The sequence below is a fragment of the Candidatus Binatus sp. genome (assembly GCF_036567905.1).
Taxonomy (GTDB): Bacteria; Desulfobacterota; Binatia; order Binatales; family Binataceae; genus Binatus.
This window is the reverse complement of sequence record NZ_DATCTO010000023.1, coordinates 35,178-52,464: the sequence shown is the minus strand read 5'-3', so window position 1 is coordinate 52,464 and position 17,287 is coordinate 35,178. Positions and strand designations below refer to the sequence as shown.

At 62.4% G+C, this 17,287-nt stretch carries 18 protein-coding genes; 17 read left to right on the top strand and 1 reads right to left on the bottom strand.

Features of this window, described 5'->3' with window-relative positions; all coding sequences use genetic code 11:
* The first annotated feature begins 170 nt into the window (after positions 1-170).
* The 17 genes from bamA (at position 171) to VIO10_RS03505 (ending at position 16,577) form a co-directional block, all read left to right on the top strand.
* Positions 171-2,642: an outer membrane protein assembly factor BamA gene (gene bamA, locus VIO10_RS03585; protein ID WP_331959452.1), complete on the top strand. Its 2,472-nt coding sequence runs from the start codon at positions 171-173 to the stop codon at positions 2,640-2,642.
* A gap of 159 nt (positions 2,643-2,801) precedes the next feature.
* Positions 2,802-3,446, top strand: coding sequence for an OmpH family outer membrane protein (locus tag VIO10_RS03580; protein WP_331959449.1), 645 nt, complete (start codon positions 2,802-2,804; stop codon positions 3,444-3,446).
* A gap of 34 nt (positions 3,447-3,480) precedes the next feature.
* Positions 3,481-3,936, top strand: a complete 456-nt coding sequence (gene fabZ, locus VIO10_RS03575) for a 3-hydroxyacyl-ACP dehydratase FabZ (protein WP_331959446.1) — start codon at positions 3,481-3,483, stop codon at positions 3,934-3,936.
* On the top strand, positions 3,900-4,727 hold the full coding sequence (gene lpxA, locus VIO10_RS03570) for an acyl-ACP--UDP-N-acetylglucosamine O-acyltransferase (protein ID WP_349259219.1): 828 nt from the start codon (positions 3,900-3,902) through the stop codon (positions 4,725-4,727). The genes fabZ and lpxA overlap by 37 nt, the downstream gene beginning before the upstream one ends.
* Positions 4,720-5,535, top strand: coding sequence for an LpxI family protein (locus tag VIO10_RS03565; protein WP_331959442.1), 816 nt, complete (start codon positions 4,720-4,722; stop codon positions 5,533-5,535). The genes lpxA and VIO10_RS03565 overlap by 8 nt, the downstream gene beginning before the upstream one ends.
* Positions 5,516-6,478, top strand: coding sequence for a Gfo/Idh/MocA family oxidoreductase (locus tag VIO10_RS03560; protein WP_331959439.1), 963 nt, complete (start codon positions 5,516-5,518; stop codon positions 6,476-6,478). The genes VIO10_RS03565 and VIO10_RS03560 overlap by 20 nt, the downstream gene beginning before the upstream one ends.
* Positions 6,462-6,962 carry a Fe-S-containing protein gene (locus tag VIO10_RS03555; RefSeq protein WP_331959455.1) on the top strand — a complete coding sequence of 167 codons (501 nt, stop codon included), beginning with the start codon at positions 6,462-6,464 and terminating at the stop codon, positions 6,960-6,962. Before VIO10_RS03560 ends, VIO10_RS03555 begins: the two co-directional genes overlap by 17 nt.
* Before the next feature lie 76 nt (positions 6,963-7,038).
* Positions 7,039-7,629, top strand: coding sequence for an SCO family protein (locus tag VIO10_RS03550; protein WP_331959436.1), 591 nt, complete (start codon positions 7,039-7,041; stop codon positions 7,627-7,629).
* A gap of 10 nt (positions 7,630-7,639) precedes the next feature.
* On the top strand, positions 7,640-8,104 hold the full coding sequence (locus VIO10_RS03545) for a CYCXC family (seleno)protein (RefSeq protein WP_331959433.1): 465 nt from the start codon (positions 7,640-7,642) through the stop codon (positions 8,102-8,104).
* A 96-nt stretch (positions 8,105-8,200) separates the two neighbouring features.
* A complete protein-coding gene (gene lpxB / locus VIO10_RS03540; RefSeq protein WP_331959430.1) occupies positions 8,201-9,361 on the top strand; it encodes a lipid-A-disaccharide synthase in 1,161 nt (386 codons plus the stop codon).
* Positions 9,358-11,151 carry an ABC transporter ATP-binding protein gene (locus VIO10_RS03535; protein WP_331959427.1) on the top strand — a complete coding sequence of 598 codons (1,794 nt, stop codon included), beginning with the start codon at positions 9,358-9,360 and terminating at the stop codon, positions 11,149-11,151. Before lpxB ends, VIO10_RS03535 begins: the two co-directional genes overlap by 4 nt.
* A 53-nt stretch (positions 11,152-11,204) precedes the next feature.
* The gene (locus tag VIO10_RS03530) at positions 11,205-12,473 is read left to right on the top strand and encodes a 3-deoxy-D-manno-octulosonic acid transferase (protein WP_331959424.1); all 1,269 of its coding nucleotides are present in this window, start codon (positions 11,205-11,207) and stop codon (positions 12,471-12,473) included.
* Between the two features lie 3 nt (positions 12,474-12,476).
* Complete coding sequence (gene lpxK / locus VIO10_RS03525; protein WP_331959421.1) at positions 12,477-13,598, top strand: tetraacyldisaccharide 4'-kinase; 1,122 nt, start codon at positions 12,477-12,479, stop codon at positions 13,596-13,598.
* 34 nt (positions 13,599-13,632) lie between these two features.
* Positions 13,633-13,803, top strand: coding sequence for a Trm112 family protein (locus VIO10_RS03520; protein ID WP_331959418.1), 171 nt, complete (start codon positions 13,633-13,635; stop codon positions 13,801-13,803).
* Positions 13,800-15,029 carry a glycosyltransferase family 87 protein gene (locus VIO10_RS03515; RefSeq protein ID WP_331959415.1) on the top strand — a complete coding sequence of 410 codons (1,230 nt, stop codon included), beginning with the start codon at positions 13,800-13,802 and terminating at the stop codon, positions 15,027-15,029. The genes VIO10_RS03520 and VIO10_RS03515 overlap by 4 nt, the downstream gene beginning before the upstream one ends.
* Before the next feature lie 14 nt (positions 15,030-15,043).
* Complete coding sequence (locus VIO10_RS03510) at positions 15,044-15,769, top strand: lipopolysaccharide kinase InaA family protein (protein WP_331959412.1); 726 nt, start codon at positions 15,044-15,046, stop codon at positions 15,767-15,769.
* A gap of 628 nt (positions 15,770-16,397) precedes the next feature.
* Complete coding sequence (locus tag VIO10_RS03505) at positions 16,398-16,577, top strand: hypothetical protein (protein ID WP_331959410.1); 180 nt, start codon at positions 16,398-16,400, stop codon at positions 16,575-16,577.
* 324 nt (positions 16,578-16,901) lie between these two features.
* Here the strand turns inward: VIO10_RS03505 and VIO10_RS03500 are convergent, their stop codons facing one another.
* Positions 16,902-17,285: a RidA family protein gene (locus VIO10_RS03500; RefSeq protein ID WP_331959408.1), complete on the bottom strand. Its 384-nt coding sequence runs from the start codon at positions 17,283-17,285 to the stop codon at positions 16,902-16,904.
* Positions 17,286-17,287: the final 2 nt, after the last annotated feature.

Here is a 17,287-nt window from a genome sequence, read left to right as displayed (position 1 = left end):
GCCGTGGTTCAGAATGCGGCGCGTCAGACAACCGCGCCGCACAAATTTCCGTCACCCTAATCGGCTTGCGATGCGGGGCGCCGGAACGATCGGGTTTAGCCGCTTCGGGGCATTTGGTTTACATGCGGGGAGCGATTGGCTAGTTTGGGCGGCGTTTTTGGTGTGCTTGAGTGACATCCGGAAAATTCAACGCGCGCGCGCCGCGTGCGCCGTCATCTTTCGGGCTTCATCGCCCGCCGCGCGGGTTATTGCCGGCCGGCCGCGCAATGCGGACGCCGGGCGGCGCGCCAATCCTGATGGCGCTGGCGGCGTTCTCGCTCTCGCTTTCGTTGTTCGCCGCCGCCGTCGCCCGTGCGCAGGGCCCGGCTCCGATAATCTCCAAGATTGAGATCACCGGCAATCAACGCGTCGAACAGGACGCGATTCTGATCCACATCACGCAGCAGCCGAACCAGCCGCTCGATCAGACGGCGGTCGATGCGGACATCAAGTCGATTTACCGGATGGGTTTTTTCGAATCGGTGACCGCCCGCGTGGAGCAGCAGGCCGGCCGCGGCGTGCTGGTGTACCGGGTGAGGGAGCGCCCGCAAATTACCGACGTCAAGTTTTACGGGATGAAGGCGATCCGGTCGAACGACGACAAGATAGTCGCGGCGGTGAAGGTGCATCCGGGGTCGATCCTCGATCCGGTCGGAGTAAAGGAGACGATCGCCGGCGTGACCCAGGTTTACGCGGACCAGGGCTACACGGACGCCAAAGTAGTCTTCAAGCCGATACCGCAGCCCGACAACACCGCGTTCGGCGAATTCGACGTGACCGAGGGGCTGAAGGTCCAGATCACCAAGATCGTATTCGTGGGCAACAAGGCGTTTTCATCGTCCATTTTGAGCGGCAATATGGAAACGCGAACCCACAGCAAATTGCTGAGCTGGTTGACCGGATGGGGCGCGCTCGATCAGAAAAAATTGCAGGCGGACGTCGATCGGCTGACGGCGTTTTACTACGACAACGGCTACCTCAACGTGCAGGTCGCGCAGCCGCAGGTGGTGCGCAGCGGCGCGCAGATTACCATCGTAATTACCATCGACGAGGGCGCCCCGTACCGCGTCGGCCGAATCAACATCGAGGGCAACCTGAAGTATCCGCGCCGCGAACTGCGCCGGCTGCTGACGATGAAGAGCGGACAACTGTTCCGCGGCTCGGCGTTGCAGCGCCAGGTGCTCGCGCTGTCGGATTTCTACTCGAATCGGGGCTACGCGTACGTCAATATCGATCCGCGCACACAACTGGTCCACACCACCCGGCGAGTCAACGTGATATTCGTGGTCAATCCCGGTCACGAAGTGCTAATCGACCGCGTCAATATCAGCGGCAACACCAAGACCTCGGACAAGGTAATCCGCCGCGAGATCCAGCTTCAGGAGCAGGAGCCGTACAGCGCCGAAGAGATCCGGGATTCGAAGGTGCGGCTGGACCGGCTGGGCTTCTTCACCGACACCCGCATCACAACCGCGCCGGCGGCGCAGCCCGACAAGATAAACCTCGACGTGAACGTGACCGAGGCCAACACCGCGTCGTTCCAGGTGGCGGGCGGATTCGACACCTATCAATCGGTGTTCGGCAACTTTACCCTGGGCAACACCAACCTCTTCGGCGGCGGCGAATCGCTGATCCTCAACGCGCAGGTCGGCTATTTTTTCCAGAACTACAGCATCAGTTACACCGAGCCGTGGTTCCTGGACATCCCGCTCGGCGTGGGCATGCAGTTGTTCGACAACAAAACTTACCTGCTGAGCTTCAACCAGTCGTCGGCAGGCTTCACCCTGACCACGACCTATCCGCTGACCGAGCTCGGCTTCAAGAAACTGGGACCGTTCTCGCTCAAGGACGTGCAGGCGGGGCTGGGCTACTCGTTTCAGAGCATCGGAATCACCGGGCTGAACCAGTATACGACTTACCAAATCGCGCGCTACAAGGGCTACACGCAGACTTCGGAAATTACGCCGACGATACGCCGCTTCACCGTGGATAATCCGGTCGATCCGCGCACCGGCACCGTCGAGAGTCTCAACATGGATTTCGGCGGAGTCGGTGGCGGCAACTCATTCATCAAGGGCATCGCGCATTTCCGATATTTCTACCCGTTCCTGAAGAGCCAGTCGCTGGGAACGTTCGTGCTGTCGCAGGGAGTCACCTTCGGCATCGGGACCAACCTGCAAAGCGGCACCGGCGGCGAGATGCCACTGTACGAGCGATTCTTCCCCGGCGGTGTCGGCGGTCCCGGCGACGTGCGCGGCTATCAGCTCTATTCGTTGGGACCGCAATGGACGGGGTACGCCAAGAACGGGGTTCCGTTGAGCGTCCAGGACGTCGGCGGCAGCAAGGAATTGCTGCTGAGCAACGAAATCACCTTCCCGATACTGTCGGGATTGGGAATCCGCGGGGTGATATTCAGCGACGCGGGGCAATCGTACCTGCTCAAGAATTCGATCACTCTCGACAGTCTGCAGGCGTCGTTTGGAATCGGCGTACGCTGGAAGTCGCCATTCGGGCCGCTGGCCCTGGATATCGCCATCCCGATCAACCCGCGGCCGGCCGACCAGAGCACCGTCTTCGAAATCGGGGCCGGCTCCCCGCTCTAGCGCCGATCGATTTTCCGACAGCGAGCGACAATGAGGGCGTTGGCAACTGGATTTGATGCTCGATGAAGTACTATTGTGATATATTTCCCAAGCGCGAGTGATGCGCCGCGATGCGGACGCGTCCCAGGTGGGTAGTCAACAGGAGGCTTTTCGGGCTGTATGAGGCAACGGTTGTTGTTCATCGGTGCGTTGTTCGGTGCGTTCCTTGCGGTGGCGTCCGCGGCAGTTCCCGCGCACGCCGACCTGAAGTTCGCGTATGTTGACGTGCAGCGAGCGCTCAATGAGTGTGACGCCGGCAAGCGGTCCAAGGCCGAATTCCAGGGCCGTGTCTCATCGGTGGAGGCGAAACTGCAGCGGCAGCAAAATGAGGTCCAGTCGCTTAAGGACGAGATAGAAAAAAAGGGCATGCTGATGAACCCGGATCAGCGCCAGAGTCTGCAGGACCAGTACGTGGAAAAGCTCAAGAACTTCGAGCGCGACTACAAGGACTCGAAGGACGAGTTGCAGGCCAAGGACCAGGCGGTCACGGCGAAAATCGTGCATGACCTTGCGCAAGTCATCCGCACGCTTGGAGAGCGTGACGGCTACACGATGGTGATGGAGAAGGGATCGATCCTGTGGGGTGCTCCAGGCATCGATATTACCGACCAGGTAATCCGCAGTTACAACGCGATGCACGTGACGATAGGCTCGGTCGGCGAAGGCGCCGGCGGCGGGATATCGCGCGCGAGCGAGCAGGCCGGCGCACCGGCTCCGTCGGATTTCGGCTCAGCGGCGGCCAAGCGCTCGACGATCTCGAAGTAGGCCGCTCGAACCAAGATGCACGAAGTAATTCCCGGTGCCTGACGACGCAAAAGTCGCGGAGCTTGGGCGCGTGTTGGGACTGCTGCCCCATCGCTATCCGTTTCTGCTGGTCGATCGCATCATAGAACTCGTCAAGGGCCGCATCGTAACCGTCAAGAACGTAAGCTTCAACGAACCGTACTTCGCCGGGCATTTCCCGGGTCATCCCGTGATGCCGGGGGTGTTGATCGTCGAGGCGCTGGCGCAGTCGGGGGCGATCCTGGCGCTCAATGAAGTGGGCGGGGACCCGGCACGTCTGTTCATGCTGACAGGACTGGACAAAGTGCGCTTTCGCCGCCGCGTAATCCCGGGTGATCAGCTGCGGATGGAAGTAAAAATTCTAAAATTTCATCGTCCGCTGTGGCGGATGCAGGCGGTGGCCCGCGTCGGCGACGAACTGGCGGCCCAGGCGGAATTGTCCGCGATGGAAGTCGAGGAGCAAGTCCGATAGCGGGCCGAATCCATCCCTCCGCGGTCATCGACAAGCGCGCCGAACTCGACACGAGCGTCGAAGTCGGTCCGGGCGCGGTGATCGGACCGGAGGTCAAGATAGGCGCCGGCAGCGTGGTCGGCCCTTGCGCGATGATCGAGCGTAACACCACGATTGGCGAGCGCAATCGCATCTGGCAGTTCGCCGCCATCGGCGCGGAACCGCAGGACCTCAAATTCAAGGGCGAACCGTCAGTCGTCGAAATCGGCGATGACAACATGATTCGCGAGTTCGCGACCATTCACCGCGGCACCGAAGGCGGTGGGATGATAACAAAAGTTGGCAGTCACACGCTGGTGATGACGTACGCGCACGTGGCGCACGACTGCATCATCGGCGACCACGTGATCCTGGCGGCGTGCACGGGGCTGGCCGGCCACTGCGCGATCGAGGAGTACGCCATTTGCGAGGGCCAGGTCGGGGTGCATCAGTTCAGCCGCATCGGCACTCACGCGATCGTGGCGGCGGGCGCGAAGGTGGCGCAGGACGTGCCGCCGTACTCGATGGTGGCGGGAACCGAGCGCGCGCGGCTGGCCGGCGTCAACGAAGTCGGCCTGCAGCGGCGCGGCTTCAAGCCCGAAACGATTGCGGCGCTCAAGTCCGCGATCCGCACGCTGTTCTTTTCGAAGATGCTGCGCGACGATGCCGTGAAGCAGGTGCTGGACGAGTACGGTACGGTTGCCGAGGTCGTGCGGCTGGTTGATTTCATAAACAACTCGAAGCGCGGAGTCGTCGGCCGCGAGCGTGAATAAGCTCGGGCTCATCGCGGGCAACGGCGTCTTCCCGCTCGAAGTGGCGCGCGCCGCACGCGAGCGCGGAATAAAAATTATCGCCGTCGCGCACCTCAATGAAAGCGATCGCGCGCTTGACTCGGTGGCCGGCGAAGTAACCTGGATCAAAGTCGGCGAGCTGCAGAAAATAATCGACGTCTTCAAAAACGCCGGAGTCTCGCAAGCCGCGATGGCCGGCGGCATCTCACGCGCGCGGCTGAAAGATTCTTTCGCGCCCGACGCGCGCGCGCTTAAGATGCTGGCGGGAATCGGACGCTTCAGCGACGACGCGGTGCTCCGCGGCGTCGCGCGTGAAGTCGAAGCCGAAGGCATCGAAATGATCGATCCGATCCCGATGATCGAGCATTGGCTGGCGCGCGCCGGCGTCGGCGCCGGACCCGAGCCGACTCCCGCGCAAATCCGCGACCTCGAGCTCGCATTCGCGGTCGCGCGCCGGCTCGGCAGCTACGACATCGGCCAGACTGTCGCGGTTCGCGACGGGATGGTCGCCGCGGTGGAAGCGCTGGAAGGAACCGACGCCGCGCTGCGCCGCGCAGCCGCGTTGGTGGGCGCGGGCCTGGTGGTGGCCAAGGCGGCCAAACCGGGGCAGGACATGCGCTTCGATCGCCCCGCGATTGGCCCGGCTACGGTGCAATTGCTCGCCGAGATCGGCGCGGCGATGCTGGGCGTCGAAGCCGAAGTCGCGCTGATCCTCGAACGCGAGCGCACGCTCGAGCTCGCGTGCGCGAAAAACGTGACGTTATACGGCTATGCGAAAACCGGTGGTTGAGCTGCGCGCCGCGGTGATTGGCGCGGGCCGCCTGGGCACCTTGCATGCGCGCAAGTACGCCGCCATTGCGGGAATCAAGCTCGCACACGTCGTCGATATCGACGCCGAGCGGGCGCGGGCCGTGGCGATGGAAGTAGGCGCGACGCCGCTGGCCGACTACCGAATGCTGGCGGGCAGGGTGGACCTGGTGACGGTCGCGTCGCCCGGCGTAACGCATCATGAGATCGCATCCGCGATGCTGAAATCGGGCATCGACGTGCTGCTGGAAAAGCCGATGGCCGAGACGCTGGTGCAGGCGCGTGAACTGGCCGGGTTGGCGTCGACCAGCGGCCGCATTCTTCAGATAGGCCACCTCGAGCGGTTCAATCCGGCGGTCGTTCATCTGCATTCGATCGTGAAAAATCCGCGCTTCGTGGAATGCCATCGGCTCGCGCCGTTCACCGAGCGCGGCACCGACGTGGATGTGGTGCTCGATCTGATGGTGCACGACCTCGACGTGATCCTGTCGGTGGCGCCGTCAGAGGTCGCGTCGCTCGAGGCGGTCGGGGTCGCAATCCTTACCGATCGAATCGACCTCGCCAACGCGCGCATCCGCTTCCGCAGCGGTCTCATCGCAAATCTGGTCACCAGCCGCGTGTCGGCCCGGCGCGAACGCAAGATTCGCTTCTTCCAGCCCGACGCGTACCTATCGGTTGATTACGAGGCGCGCAGCATCCAGATCTATCGCAAAGCTCCGCCGGCGCCGGGCGCGCAGTTCCCCACCATCTCGGCCGAGCAGATCGATTTCGGCGAAGGCGATCCGCTGGCCGACGAAGTCAATGCGTTCGTCGCGGCAGTTCGCAGCAGGTCCACGCCGGCGGTCAGCGCCGAGGACGGACTTCGCGTGATGGAACTAACCGAGAGAATCAAGGAAGTGATGCTGACGGATTCGGTCGCGCCTTGACGCTTGCGCTGCGCTGCGACAGCATCGATTTGTGATGCGTCCGCTCAGGCTCAAGCTTCTCGGCGGTCTGGTGCTCGCAGCCGGCGCCGCCGCGTTTCTCATCTTCACCGCGAGCTCAGATTGCACAACCGTGACCGGCAGCAACGAAGTCGTGGTCAACGTGTCCGCGATGCGTCCCGGCAGCGCGCGGCCTTTCTGTTATACCGATGACACAGGCAAGCGGCTGCGCTTCGTGCTCGCGCGCGGGGTCGATGGCAACGTGCGCTCGGTGTTCGACGCATGCCGAGAGTGCTTTGCGTTCCATCGCGGCTACCGGGTGGTCGGGGGCGAGCTGATTTGCCGGGTGTGCGGGAATCACTACCCAATCGATCGGATGACTGAAGGCAAAGCGTCGTGCGTGCCCGTCAGCTTGCCGCACAAGGACGATTCCGGAATCGTACGCATCAAGACCGCAGATCTTAAAGCCGGAGACGCGCTCTTCTGACTATCTGAGTAGCTATAGCGAGGGCATGGTTGATATTCACAAATTAGTAACGGATATATAACCAGTAGGATATAACATGAGTATCCACTCTAATCTCCGGTCTCTCGCCATCATCGTAGCAATGACCTCGAGCCTGTTCGCGGCCGCCGGATGCCACGGCGACTCAACCACGGCCGCCTCGAGCTGCCTCACCGACACCATGCTCGTCGATCAGAATGGCAACCAGCTCTCGCTCGCGTCGCTCAAGGGCAAACCGCTGGTGGTGGATTTCATCTATACCTCGTGCCCGGGGGAGTGCCGGATGGAGACGGCGAAATTGACAAACGTCGCGCTCCGGCTGGGGACCGACCTCGGTTCGAAGGTCACCATCGTTTCGATCAGCGTCGATCCCGAGCATGACGGCCCCAAGCAGTTGCTCGATTACGCACGTCAGCAGGGGGCGAACGAGAAAGGATGGTATTTCCTGACCGGAGGTCCCGGAGACATCGATAAAGCGCTGGCGGGCTTCAAGCTCAGCCGGCAAATCATGCCGGACGGTTCGATCGGCCACCTGGTCGATATGATGCTGATCGGGCCGGATGGGCGGTTGGTGCGAGAATACAACGGCGAAATCGTAAAAGCCCAGGATATCGTCGATGACCTCAGAAAGACCCTGAACAAGGGTTGAGAGATGCAGCATGAGACGGGCAATGATTTTCGGCTCCTCGGTTGCGGCGATTCTGGCGCTGACATATCTGTGGCCATCGTTCGGCGGTTCATCGGCGGACAATGGCGGCGCGCGCGGAGCGATGTGCATCGCGGGTCATTGCTGCTGCGCGGGGCGGGCGGAGGCCAAGACCGTCGCGGCCAACGCGGCGCAGGGCCGTTTGACGCTCGATCCAAACCAGTTCACCGGTCCGGTAAAGCAGGCGTACATGGTTGCGGAGAAAAATCCCGCGCTACTGGCGGAACTGCATTGCTATTGCGGATGCGACAAGGCGGACGGTCATCAGAATCTGCTCGATTGTTATCGCGGCCTCCATGGCGCGACCTGCGAAATCTGCACCGAGGAGGCCTTACTGGCGGAACGGATGTCGGAGCAGCGTTCGCCGCTCGATCAGATACGCGACGCGATCCGCAGGCGGTTCGCTTCCGACAACTGAATCGCACGGGCAGGGCTATTTGCGGCGCCGTGTTTTTCAATCACAATCCCTTCGATGCCGTTGAATGCCGAAGCGCCGCCGCCGCCTGATGAACGCGTGAAAGAGACCGCACGCAGGCACCGCATCATGATCGTTGCGGGCGAGGCGTCGGGCGATCTTCATGGCGGCGATTTGGCGCGGGAAATTCTCGCGCGCGATCCGTCGTGCGACCTGTTCGGAATTGCGGGCGAGAAGATGCGCGCAGCCGGGGTGCGGGCGATCGTCGCAACCGAGGACATCCACGGGCTGGGACTTTCGGAGCTGGCTTCCACGATTGGGCGCACGATCGGCGCGTTTCGCGCACTGCGTCGAATCATCAGGCGGGAGAAGCCGGACCTGGTGATCCTGATTGACTACGCGGAGTTCAACCTGATTCTCTCCGGCACGGCCAGGCGCGCGGGCGTGCCGGTGCTTTACTACATCACGCCGCAAGTCTGGGCGTGGCGGCGCGGCCGAATCAACAAGCTGGTGGATCGCGCGGGCCGCCTCGCGGTGGTGCTGCCGTTCGAGGCCGAACTGTTCCATCGCGCGGGCGAGCGCGTTTCATTCGTTGGGCATCCGCTGCTCGATCGGGTCGCCACGGTCCAGAGCCGGGAGGAGACGCTGAAGCGCCATGGATTCCCGCCGCGCGCGCGAATCATCTCGATCCTGCCGGGCAGCCGCCGCGCCGAAGTTCGTTACCTGCTGAGTCCGATGGTCAAGGCGGCGCGGATTGTCGCGCGCGATCATGGCCTTGAAATAGCGCTCGCGCTGGCGCCGACCCTGACCCAGGCCGAGCTCGCCGAGGTTGGACGCACGGAGTTGGCGGGAATCAGGATTGTCGAGGGCGACACATACAACCTGGTCGCGGCGAGCGAACTCGCGCTGGTCGCGTCGGGGACCGCCACGCTGGAGACGGCGCTGCTCGGATGCCCCGAAGTTATCGCCTACAAAGTGTCGCCACTTACCTATATCCTAGGGCGGATGCTGGTTACGGGAGTGGAATTTATCGGGATGCCGAATATCCTGGCGGGCCGGCAAATCGTGCCCGAACTGATCCAGGGCGACGTGACCGCGGAGAAGCTGGTGCGAGCCGCCGAGCCGCTCCTGAGCGACACGATACGCGCGGAAACGGTGGCCGCGCTGACGGCATTGCGCGAGAAGCTCGGATCGCCGGGAGCGGCGGCGCGGGTCGCGACGATCGCGCTCGAGATGATCGGAGTCAGGATGAACGCATGAAGCTGCTGACCCCGTTGCAATGGCGGCTGTTCGGCTACCTGCGCAAATACCTGTTCCCGTACGTGCTGTTGCTGGGCATCGCGATGGCCTTGCTGTCGGCGGCCAGCGCCGGAATCCCGTTCATCATGAAGTTGGTGGTCGATCTGGTCGCCAATCTCAAAGTCGCCCATCAGCTCGATCCGCACAGCGCCTCGAAGCTGCGTGAATTCTCGCTGATGCTCGCAGGATTATTTTTGCTGCGCGCGTTCGCGAATTTTTCCAACGACTACTTGAGCTCATATATATCCCAGAAGCTGACGATGGATATCCGGGCCGATCTGAACGAGAGCCTGCAGCGCCAATCGCTGAGCTTTTTCAACCGCACGCCGACGGGCGTGATGGTTGCGCGAATCATCAGCGACGTCGGCCTGGTGGTGTCGAGTCTGAGCAGCGGCGTGTTTTCGATCTTCGGCGACGGCATGTCGCTGATCGCGTTGCTGGTGACGGCCTTCTGGCTCGACTGGCAGCTCGCGATCATCGCCTTCATCGGTTTTCCGATCGTCATTGTGCCGATCGCCAGTCTGTCGAAGAAAGTTCGGCGCGAGACCAAGAATCAGCAAAAGCAATTGAGCGGCTTGCAGTCGCTGCTGGTTGAAACCTTCCAGGGAAATCGCGTGGTCAAGGCGTTCGGGATGGAAGATTACGAGCGCGCGCGTTTCAATCGGGAGCTCAAGCGGCTGTTCCGAATCTTCATGCGGGTGGCGCGGATCAAGGCGTTTACCGGCCCGCTGGTCGAGGCGCTGGGCGCGTTTGCGGTCGTCGCGGTGGTCTGGTGGGCAGTGGGATCGCTGCAAGCGGGCACGCGCACGCTGGGACAATTCGCCGGGTTCTTTACGACCATGATCCTCGTGTACCGGCCGTTTAAGGCGCTGGGCAAAACCAACAACAGTATTCAGCAGGGGCTGGCCGCGGCCGAACGCGTTTTCGAGATGATGGATCATCCGAGCGAGGTTCCCGACGATCCCAATGGAATCGAGCTGCGGCCCGGCCCGCACCGCGTCGCGTTCGAGAATGTCAGTTTCCGGTACGGCGACGAATGGGTGCTGCACGATATCAACCTGGAGATCGGGGTTGGCCAAGTCGTGGCGCTGGTCGGAATGAGCGGCGGCGGCAAATCCACGCTGGCGGATTTGATTCCGCGCTTTTACGATGTACAGCAAGGTCGCGTCACCGTTGATGGAATCGACATACGCAAGCTGCGGCTTAACTCGCTGCGCGCGGAAATCGGTCTGGTCACGCAGAGCACGTTTCTGTTCGACGACACCATTCGCGCCAATATCGCGTACGGCAGCAGCGACAAGCATCTCGAGCGCGTAATCGCGGCCGCCAAGCTCGCCAACGCTCACGACTTCATCACCCGGCTGCCCAACGGTTACGAGACGATGGTGGGCGAACTGGGCGTGCGCATGTCGGGCGGAGAACGGCAGCGAATCGCGATCGCGCGGGCGCTGCTCAAAGACGCGCCGATTCTGATCCTCGACGAGGCAACCTCCTCGCTGGACTCTGCCGCCGAGCGCTCGGTGCAGGAAGCGCTCGAGCATCTGATGGCAAACCGCACGACGCTGGTGATAGCGCATCGGCTGTCCACGGTGCGCCGGGCCGACCGGATCTTCGTAGTCGTTCACGGCCGGATAGTCGAAGATGGAACGCACGACGAATTGTTTGCGCGCGGGCAGGAGTACCGAAAGCTCTACGACCTTCAATTCATGTCCCCCGAAGATCTGGCCGGCAATGGCGGTCTCGTCAACTGATACTTACTGATCGTAAATTCGACTCGTCAGGTGTGCGGATCGACGAGGCTCCGATGCTAAGCGCGCTGTACAATTTGCTGTGGTATCCGGCGCTGCCGTTTGCGCTGCTGGCCGCGCATCCGGCGAACCTGCGGGACTATCGCGAGCGGATGGGACACGGCGATTTTCCGGATACCGCGGGCGCGCCGCGAATCTGGATTCATGCGGCCTCGGTCGGCGAGATCGAAGCGATTCGGCCGGTCGCCAACGGTTTGCTCGAACGCTATCCGGGCGCGGTCATGGCAATCACCGCGATGACGGCGGCGGGACGTGAGGCGGCCAGGCGCCGAATCCCGGGGGCGGCGGCGTGGATGCTTGCGCCGCTGGACAATCGGCGCGCGGTACGATCCTTTCTGGAGCGCGTGCAGCCGAGCGTGGTGCTGATCACCGAGACTGAAATCTGGCCGAACTACTTCATCGAATCCGCGCGGACGGGCGCGACGATCGCGGTGGTCAACGGCCGGATGTCGGAGCGATCGCTGCGTCGTTACCTGCGCGCGCGCGGCCTGTTTGAAGATGCGCTCGGCCAGGCAAGCTTGATTCTGACGCAGAGCCCCGAAGACGCGCGGCGTTACGCGAAGTTCGATCTCGCGGCAACAGTGGTAGTCACCGGCAACACCAAAATCGAAGCGGCGCAGGCGCAGATGGCGAATGAAGAACCAATTCGTCCTGAGCTGATGGGGTTTGCACCCGGGCGGAAAATTTTTATCGCGGGATCGACGGCGGCCGGCGAGGACGCCGTGATTGCAGGCGCTTACCGCGAACTGCGCAAGGACTTTCCGCAGCTCGCGCTCACGATAGCGCCGCGTCATCTCGAGCGCACGCCGGAGATCGAAAAGGCGCTGCACGCGGCCTCGCTCGATTACGTGAAAGCGTCGGAGCTCAATTCACCGCGCGCGGCGCGCGACGCGGACGTTTTGATCCTCGACACCATGGGCGAGCTGCGCAGCTTTTATCGGCGCGGATCGATCGCGTTCGTCGGCGGCAGCCTCGCGCCGGGACGCGGCGGGCAAAACCCGGCCGAGCCCGCGTTGGCCGAGGTCCCGGTCCTCATCGGTCCGTATCACGAGAACCAGCAGCAGATAGTGTCGTCGCTGGTCAGTTCCGGCGGCGCACGAATCGTCAAGAACGCGAGCGACATAATCAGCGAAACTTCGCAATGGCTCGCCGACGATGAGGCGCGACAACAGGCGGGCCAACGCGCGCGCGCTGCGGTGAGCCGGTCGTCGGGCGGCGCGCGGTTCGCCTTGAAGCAGCTCGAAGGGCTCATTAATCTCGGCTGACCGATGCCCTCAAACGAGCCGAGTCCGAATCGCCCACGAATCGAGCGATTGTGGCGGCGGGATCTTCCCGCTCCACTTTTTCCAATTTGGACCGGGCTCGCGGCTGCGGCGGGATTTTACCGAGTCGGCGTGGCGGCACGTCATCTGTACTGGCGGATGATGAAACGGCGGGCGCCGGTGATGACGGTGAGCGTGGGCAATCTGACGGTCGGCGGAAACGGCAAGACGCCGTTCACGTTGTTTCTCGCCAACCGCTTGCAGAGCCACGGCCTGCGCGTCGGAATCGTGAGCCGGGGCTACCGACGCGCGCGATCCAGAGTGCGCGCCGAGCTGGTGGCTGACGGCGGCACGTTGAAAATCTTAGCGGAAGACGCGGGCGACGAGCCGGCGATGATGGCGAAGTCGTTCGCCGGTCCGATTGCGGTTGCGCGCCGGCGCCTCGACGGCGTCGAGCTGCTAAGCAAGCTCGGTCCGCTCGACGCGGTGATCCTGGACGACGGCTTTCAGCACGTGCGCTTGAATCGCGACGTGGATCTGGTGCTGGTGAGCAATGAGCGCGGCTTCGGCAACGGCTGGCTGCTGCCGGCCGGACCGATGCGCGAACCGATCCGCGCGGTCGGCCGCGCAGACGCGATCGTAGTGATGAACTTCGGAACTGCCGCGTCGGCAATTAGACCGGCGCAGATGAAGAAGCTAACCGCGCGCAAAATACTTCACGCGTCGGTGCGGCCGCGCGCGTTGCTGGTCACCGAGAATGGGGTGTGGCGCGAAACCCCGCTGGGGCTGGGCGGACGACGCGTGCTGGCGGTGAGCGGTCTGGCGGATTCAAGCGCGTTCTACGCGATGCTGCGCGAACTCGACGCGGACCTGGTCGGCGTTTTCGATTATCCGGACCATCATGCCTACACGAACGCTGACTGGCAGGCTATGGTGAATGCGATGCGCGACACCGACTTGGTCGTCACGACCGAGAAGGACCTGGTCAAGCTGGAGCGGTTTCCGTTCCCGCGCGATTCGCTATACGCTCTCAGACTTGAAGTAACGATGGATGCGGCCGATGCGCGCGCGCTCGACGAGTTGATACTGGGTCGCATGACCGCAGCCTCGGCGGCGGCGGATGCATAGCGAGAGGAAAGAAAATGCCTGGAGGATTTCCGCGATGGCGCTGAGTCAGGAACTGCTCGACATCCTGGCGTGCCCGAAATGCAAGGGCGACCTGCATCTCAACGACAAGCAGGACGGCCTGGTCTGCAGCGCTTGCAGACTGGAGTATCCGGTGCGCGATGACATTCCGATCATGCTGATCGAGGAAGCCAAACCGATCGCGTGACCGCCGCGCGGCGCGCGGCCAGCCTGCCTTCCGCGATGAAAACGATCGACGCCACGCGCGCCCGCCAGTTCGCATGGCTCGCGATGGGTATCTACATCGTAGGGCTCGGCATCTCGGCGACGCTTCGGACGCAGGGCGACTTCAACGTTTACTATCGCGCGGGCCGTCGCGTGCTTCACGGCCTCGCGATCTATCCGCCGGCCGACTCCGATCGGTTTCTCTACGCGCCGATCTTTGCGATCGGGTTCGCGCCGCTCGGGGCGCTGCCCCGCCATGTTGCGCAATTTGTTTTCTTCACGGTCAACGCATTTTCGTTGATCGAATTGATCCTCGGCGCGGGCGTGATTCTGTTCGGCCGCGCGCGGCGATTGCCGGCCGCGCTGATCGTTGTCCCGGTGTTGCTGTCATCTCGATTCATCGACAACAACATCGAGCACGGCCAGATAAATCTTCCGACCCTGGCGTTGATCGTGTGGGCAATCATTTACGCCGACGAGTCTCGCGATGCGTGGGCGGGTCTGATGCTTGCGGCGGCGATACTGATCAAGCCGTTCGCCGTGCTGGCCGCGCTTCATCTTGCGATTCGCCGGCGTTTCGGCGCGCTCGGATGGGCGGCGGCGGCGGGAATCGTGCTGATAGCCGCGCCGATCGTGATCTTTGGACCGCGCGGATGGATCGATCAGACCGGCGCCTACCTGAACGCGATCGTCTCGATGACGAATCGATATCGCACGATGCTCACAAACCAGTCGGCCGTGTCGGCGGTCGCGCGGCTGATGAGTCTTCGCGGCGGGGCTGACGTGGAAACGTCGTCCGCCGCAACGATTGCCGGAATGGGACTCGAGTTGCTGCTCGTCGCGGCAGTGTCGCTCTGGGACGCGATGAGCCGTGAGCGCGGAACCCTCGCGAGCCGGCTGGCGCTGTGCGGCTTGTTCTGCCTGATGTCCTCGTTCACGCCGATTTCGTGGAAGAGCTACTACGCGGCGATGCTCGTGCCATACATGGCTCTGACTGCGGCGCTGTGGACTGATCGAGACGGCGGCGAGCGCCCGTTGATTTCGGTGTGGACGCTGTTCGCGCTTTCCGTGTTGCTCAATCTTGCGACCGGAAACTATTTGAACCGCATCGCCCTCTTTTACTCGGCGCATTTCCTTTCATCGCTGCTCGCGCTTGCCGCCGTGTTCGCGTTGTGGCTTCAAAGCGGGATCGAGGCAGCCCAAGCGTGAGACCGCCTGCGCAAATGAAGTGGCGCTCCGATCCGAACTTTTCGGCGTTCAAGATCGGCCGCCGGGAGCTCGTGATCCATCGCGACATCGCCCCTCATGCCGCGGAGATCGTGCAAAGACTCGGCGAGCTGGCGTCCGCATCGGAAGCAGGCGCGGGAAATCGCCGGAGCGCCTGTCGGCTGAAGCTGGCGAGCGGGCTCGAGCTGTTCGCGCGCCGGGGGCGGCGCGGCGGAATGATCGGATCGATCCTCAGCGACGTTTACGTGGGCATGACACCGCGCCCGTTGAACGAACTCGCCGTGACGGTTGAAGCGATGCGGCGCGGAATCCCAGTGGCGGAGCCGATGGGCGCCATGATCGAATGGATCGGCCCCGCTCTCTATCGAGGATTTTTTCTGACTCGTGCGGTGCGCGGCATGACGCTATGGGAGTTCGTGAATACGGACGACGATCCGATAGTTCGCGGTCACGTTCTCGGGCAGGCGCGCGCAGCGATCGACACGATGCACAAGAAGGGGCTCTTTCACGCCGATCTCAATCTGCACAACATCCTGGTGACGCAAGCGCGCGAGAGTTTCACCGTAATCATTATCGACCTGGACAAGTCGCGGCTGTTCGATGGGCCGTTGCCGGCTGCGATGCGCCGGGCGAACGCGGCGCGGCTGACACGGTCAGCGCGCAAGCTCGATCCGTCCGGGCAATTTCTCGACGCGGCCGCGCTTAAGATTCTGCAGGGGTGACTAGCGACGGACGCCGAAAGCGTTCGACAGGGGAACTTAATTGAATGTGAAACCCACCGTGGGTTTCACACTTCCTTGGGCAGGGGTGACCCCTGCACCCAGTGTTAAGACAAAGATGCGGGACTTCGTCCCTGTTAGAAGGGGGTTGATCAAGAAAGCGCCAGCGCGTCGCATGAAATCTGCTGTCGGCCGTTGCCCGGGGGTCAGGCGGAAGGAATATCTGTTCGAGTGGAGCTTTACCTTCTGGGTCACGGATAAATGAGGCGATTTTGAGGGTGCTTCGAGGCCAAGTGGCGTGGTCGCGGGATAGTCTCGACTGCCAACTAAGAAGCCTCCGAAGCCACGCAATCGCTCCGTCGGCAGGCACATGCAATGCGTCAAGGGCGACGGCAAAGCAGTTCGTCGCCAAGAGCCAGAAAGAACCCCACGATAATGAGGGCAACTCCAATCGAAATAAAACGAGGATGGTCACTCACAATAATGGCTACCGGGCTCGATATTGGCGGACACTTAGCTCGCGTTCCGACAAATACGTTGTGGCGGCTACCGCCCGCCTCATAAAGGACATCAGGCCCTTGGCAAATTGCTGTGCCGCCATCGTCAGTTTTCGCGACACGGAGATCATCCAATGACGACACCTGTAGCCCGCACAAAAGCAAAAGAGCACCGGCAAGGTTCGCCAATAAAGCGGATATTATCAGAACTTTATGTGCCACTTTGGCCACCTGACTTTCTAAACTGGTTCTATTGGATTATCGGCATTGTCGGCGCTGTCATCAACGCGGGCCGGCTTTTGGATCACCGGTAGCCGACGAAATGGCAAGCACCATTGTCTCGGCTTCGCCGGCGGCGTTGTCAGATAGCTGAGACATTCGCCAGTGTTCGGCCCGCTACTCCCGCTTGTTTCGATCGTTTAACCTCTCCCTAACCCTCTCCTCGGACAAGGAGAGGGCACTGGCACGCGGGCACTGGAGCAGGACAATCGACCAAACTTCCCCCTACCCCCTTCTAACAGGGCGGAGCCCGCATCTTTATCCTGACTCAGGTGCAGGGGCTGGCCCCTGCCCAAGGAAGCGTGAAACCCACGGCGGGTTTCACAATGATCCGAGGCGGCGGGCGCGGATTCACTTTTTCAGTCGCGTTTCAGCGCGATCGCGTCGATCTCGATTCGCGCGTGGCGCGGCAGCGCCGCCACCTGCACGGTCGAGCGCGCCGGATACGGCGGATCGAAATGCTCTGCGTACACGCGGTTGACGATTTCAAACTCGGCGAGATCGATCATGAAGACGGTGGTCTTGACCACATCGACGAAATCCAGTCCCGCAGCCGCGAGCACTTCGCCGAGGTTCTGGAGCACGCGCCGGGTCTCGAATTCGATCCCGCCTTCGACCAGAGCGCCCGACGCCGGGTCGAGACCGACCTGCCCCGAGCAGAAGACCAACCCGTGTTGCTCGACCGCCTGCGAATAGGGACCGATCGCGGCGGGCGCCTGCCTGGTGTGAATCGAGGTTTTCATTT

Bases quoted from the DNA above. Each gene is read 5' to 3' on its own strand.
- VIO10_RS03580 (WP_331959449.1), top strand. From the start codon at position 2,802: ATGAGGCAACGGTTGTTGTTCATCGGTGCGTTGTTCGGTGCGTTCCTT.
- VIO10_RS03560 (WP_331959439.1), top strand. From the start codon at position 5,516: ATGCGAAAACCGGTGGTTGAGCTGCGCGCCGCGGTGATTGGCGCGGGC.
- VIO10_RS03520 (WP_331959418.1), top strand. From the start codon at position 13,633: ATGGCGCTGAGTCAGGAACTGCTCGACATCCTGGCGTGCCCGAAATGC.
- VIO10_RS03500 (WP_331959408.1), bottom strand. From the start codon at position 17,285: ATGAAAACCTCGATTCACACCAGGCAGGCGCCCGCCGCGATCGGTCCC.
- VIO10_RS03545 (WP_331959433.1), top strand. From the start codon at position 7,640: ATGAGACGGGCAATGATTTTCGGCTCCTCGGTTGCGGCGATTCTGGCG.
- VIO10_RS03510 (WP_331959412.1), top strand. From the start codon at position 15,044: ATGAAGTGGCGCTCCGATCCGAACTTTTCGGCGTTCAAGATCGGCCGC.
- VIO10_RS03535 (WP_331959427.1), top strand. From the start codon at position 9,358: ATGAAGCTGCTGACCCCGTTGCAATGGCGGCTGTTCGGCTACCTGCGC.
- VIO10_RS03530 (WP_331959424.1), top strand. From the start codon at position 11,205: ATGCTAAGCGCGCTGTACAATTTGCTGTGGTATCCGGCGCTGCCGTTT.
- VIO10_RS03550 (WP_331959436.1), top strand. From the start codon at position 7,039: ATGAGTATCCACTCTAATCTCCGGTCTCTCGCCATCATCGTAGCAATG.
- VIO10_RS03505 (WP_331959410.1), top strand. From the start codon at position 16,398: ATGACGACACCTGTAGCCCGCACAAAAGCAAAAGAGCACCGGCAAGGT.
- lpxK (WP_331959421.1), top strand. From the start codon at position 12,477: ATGCCCTCAAACGAGCCGAGTCCGAATCGCCCACGAATCGAGCGATTG.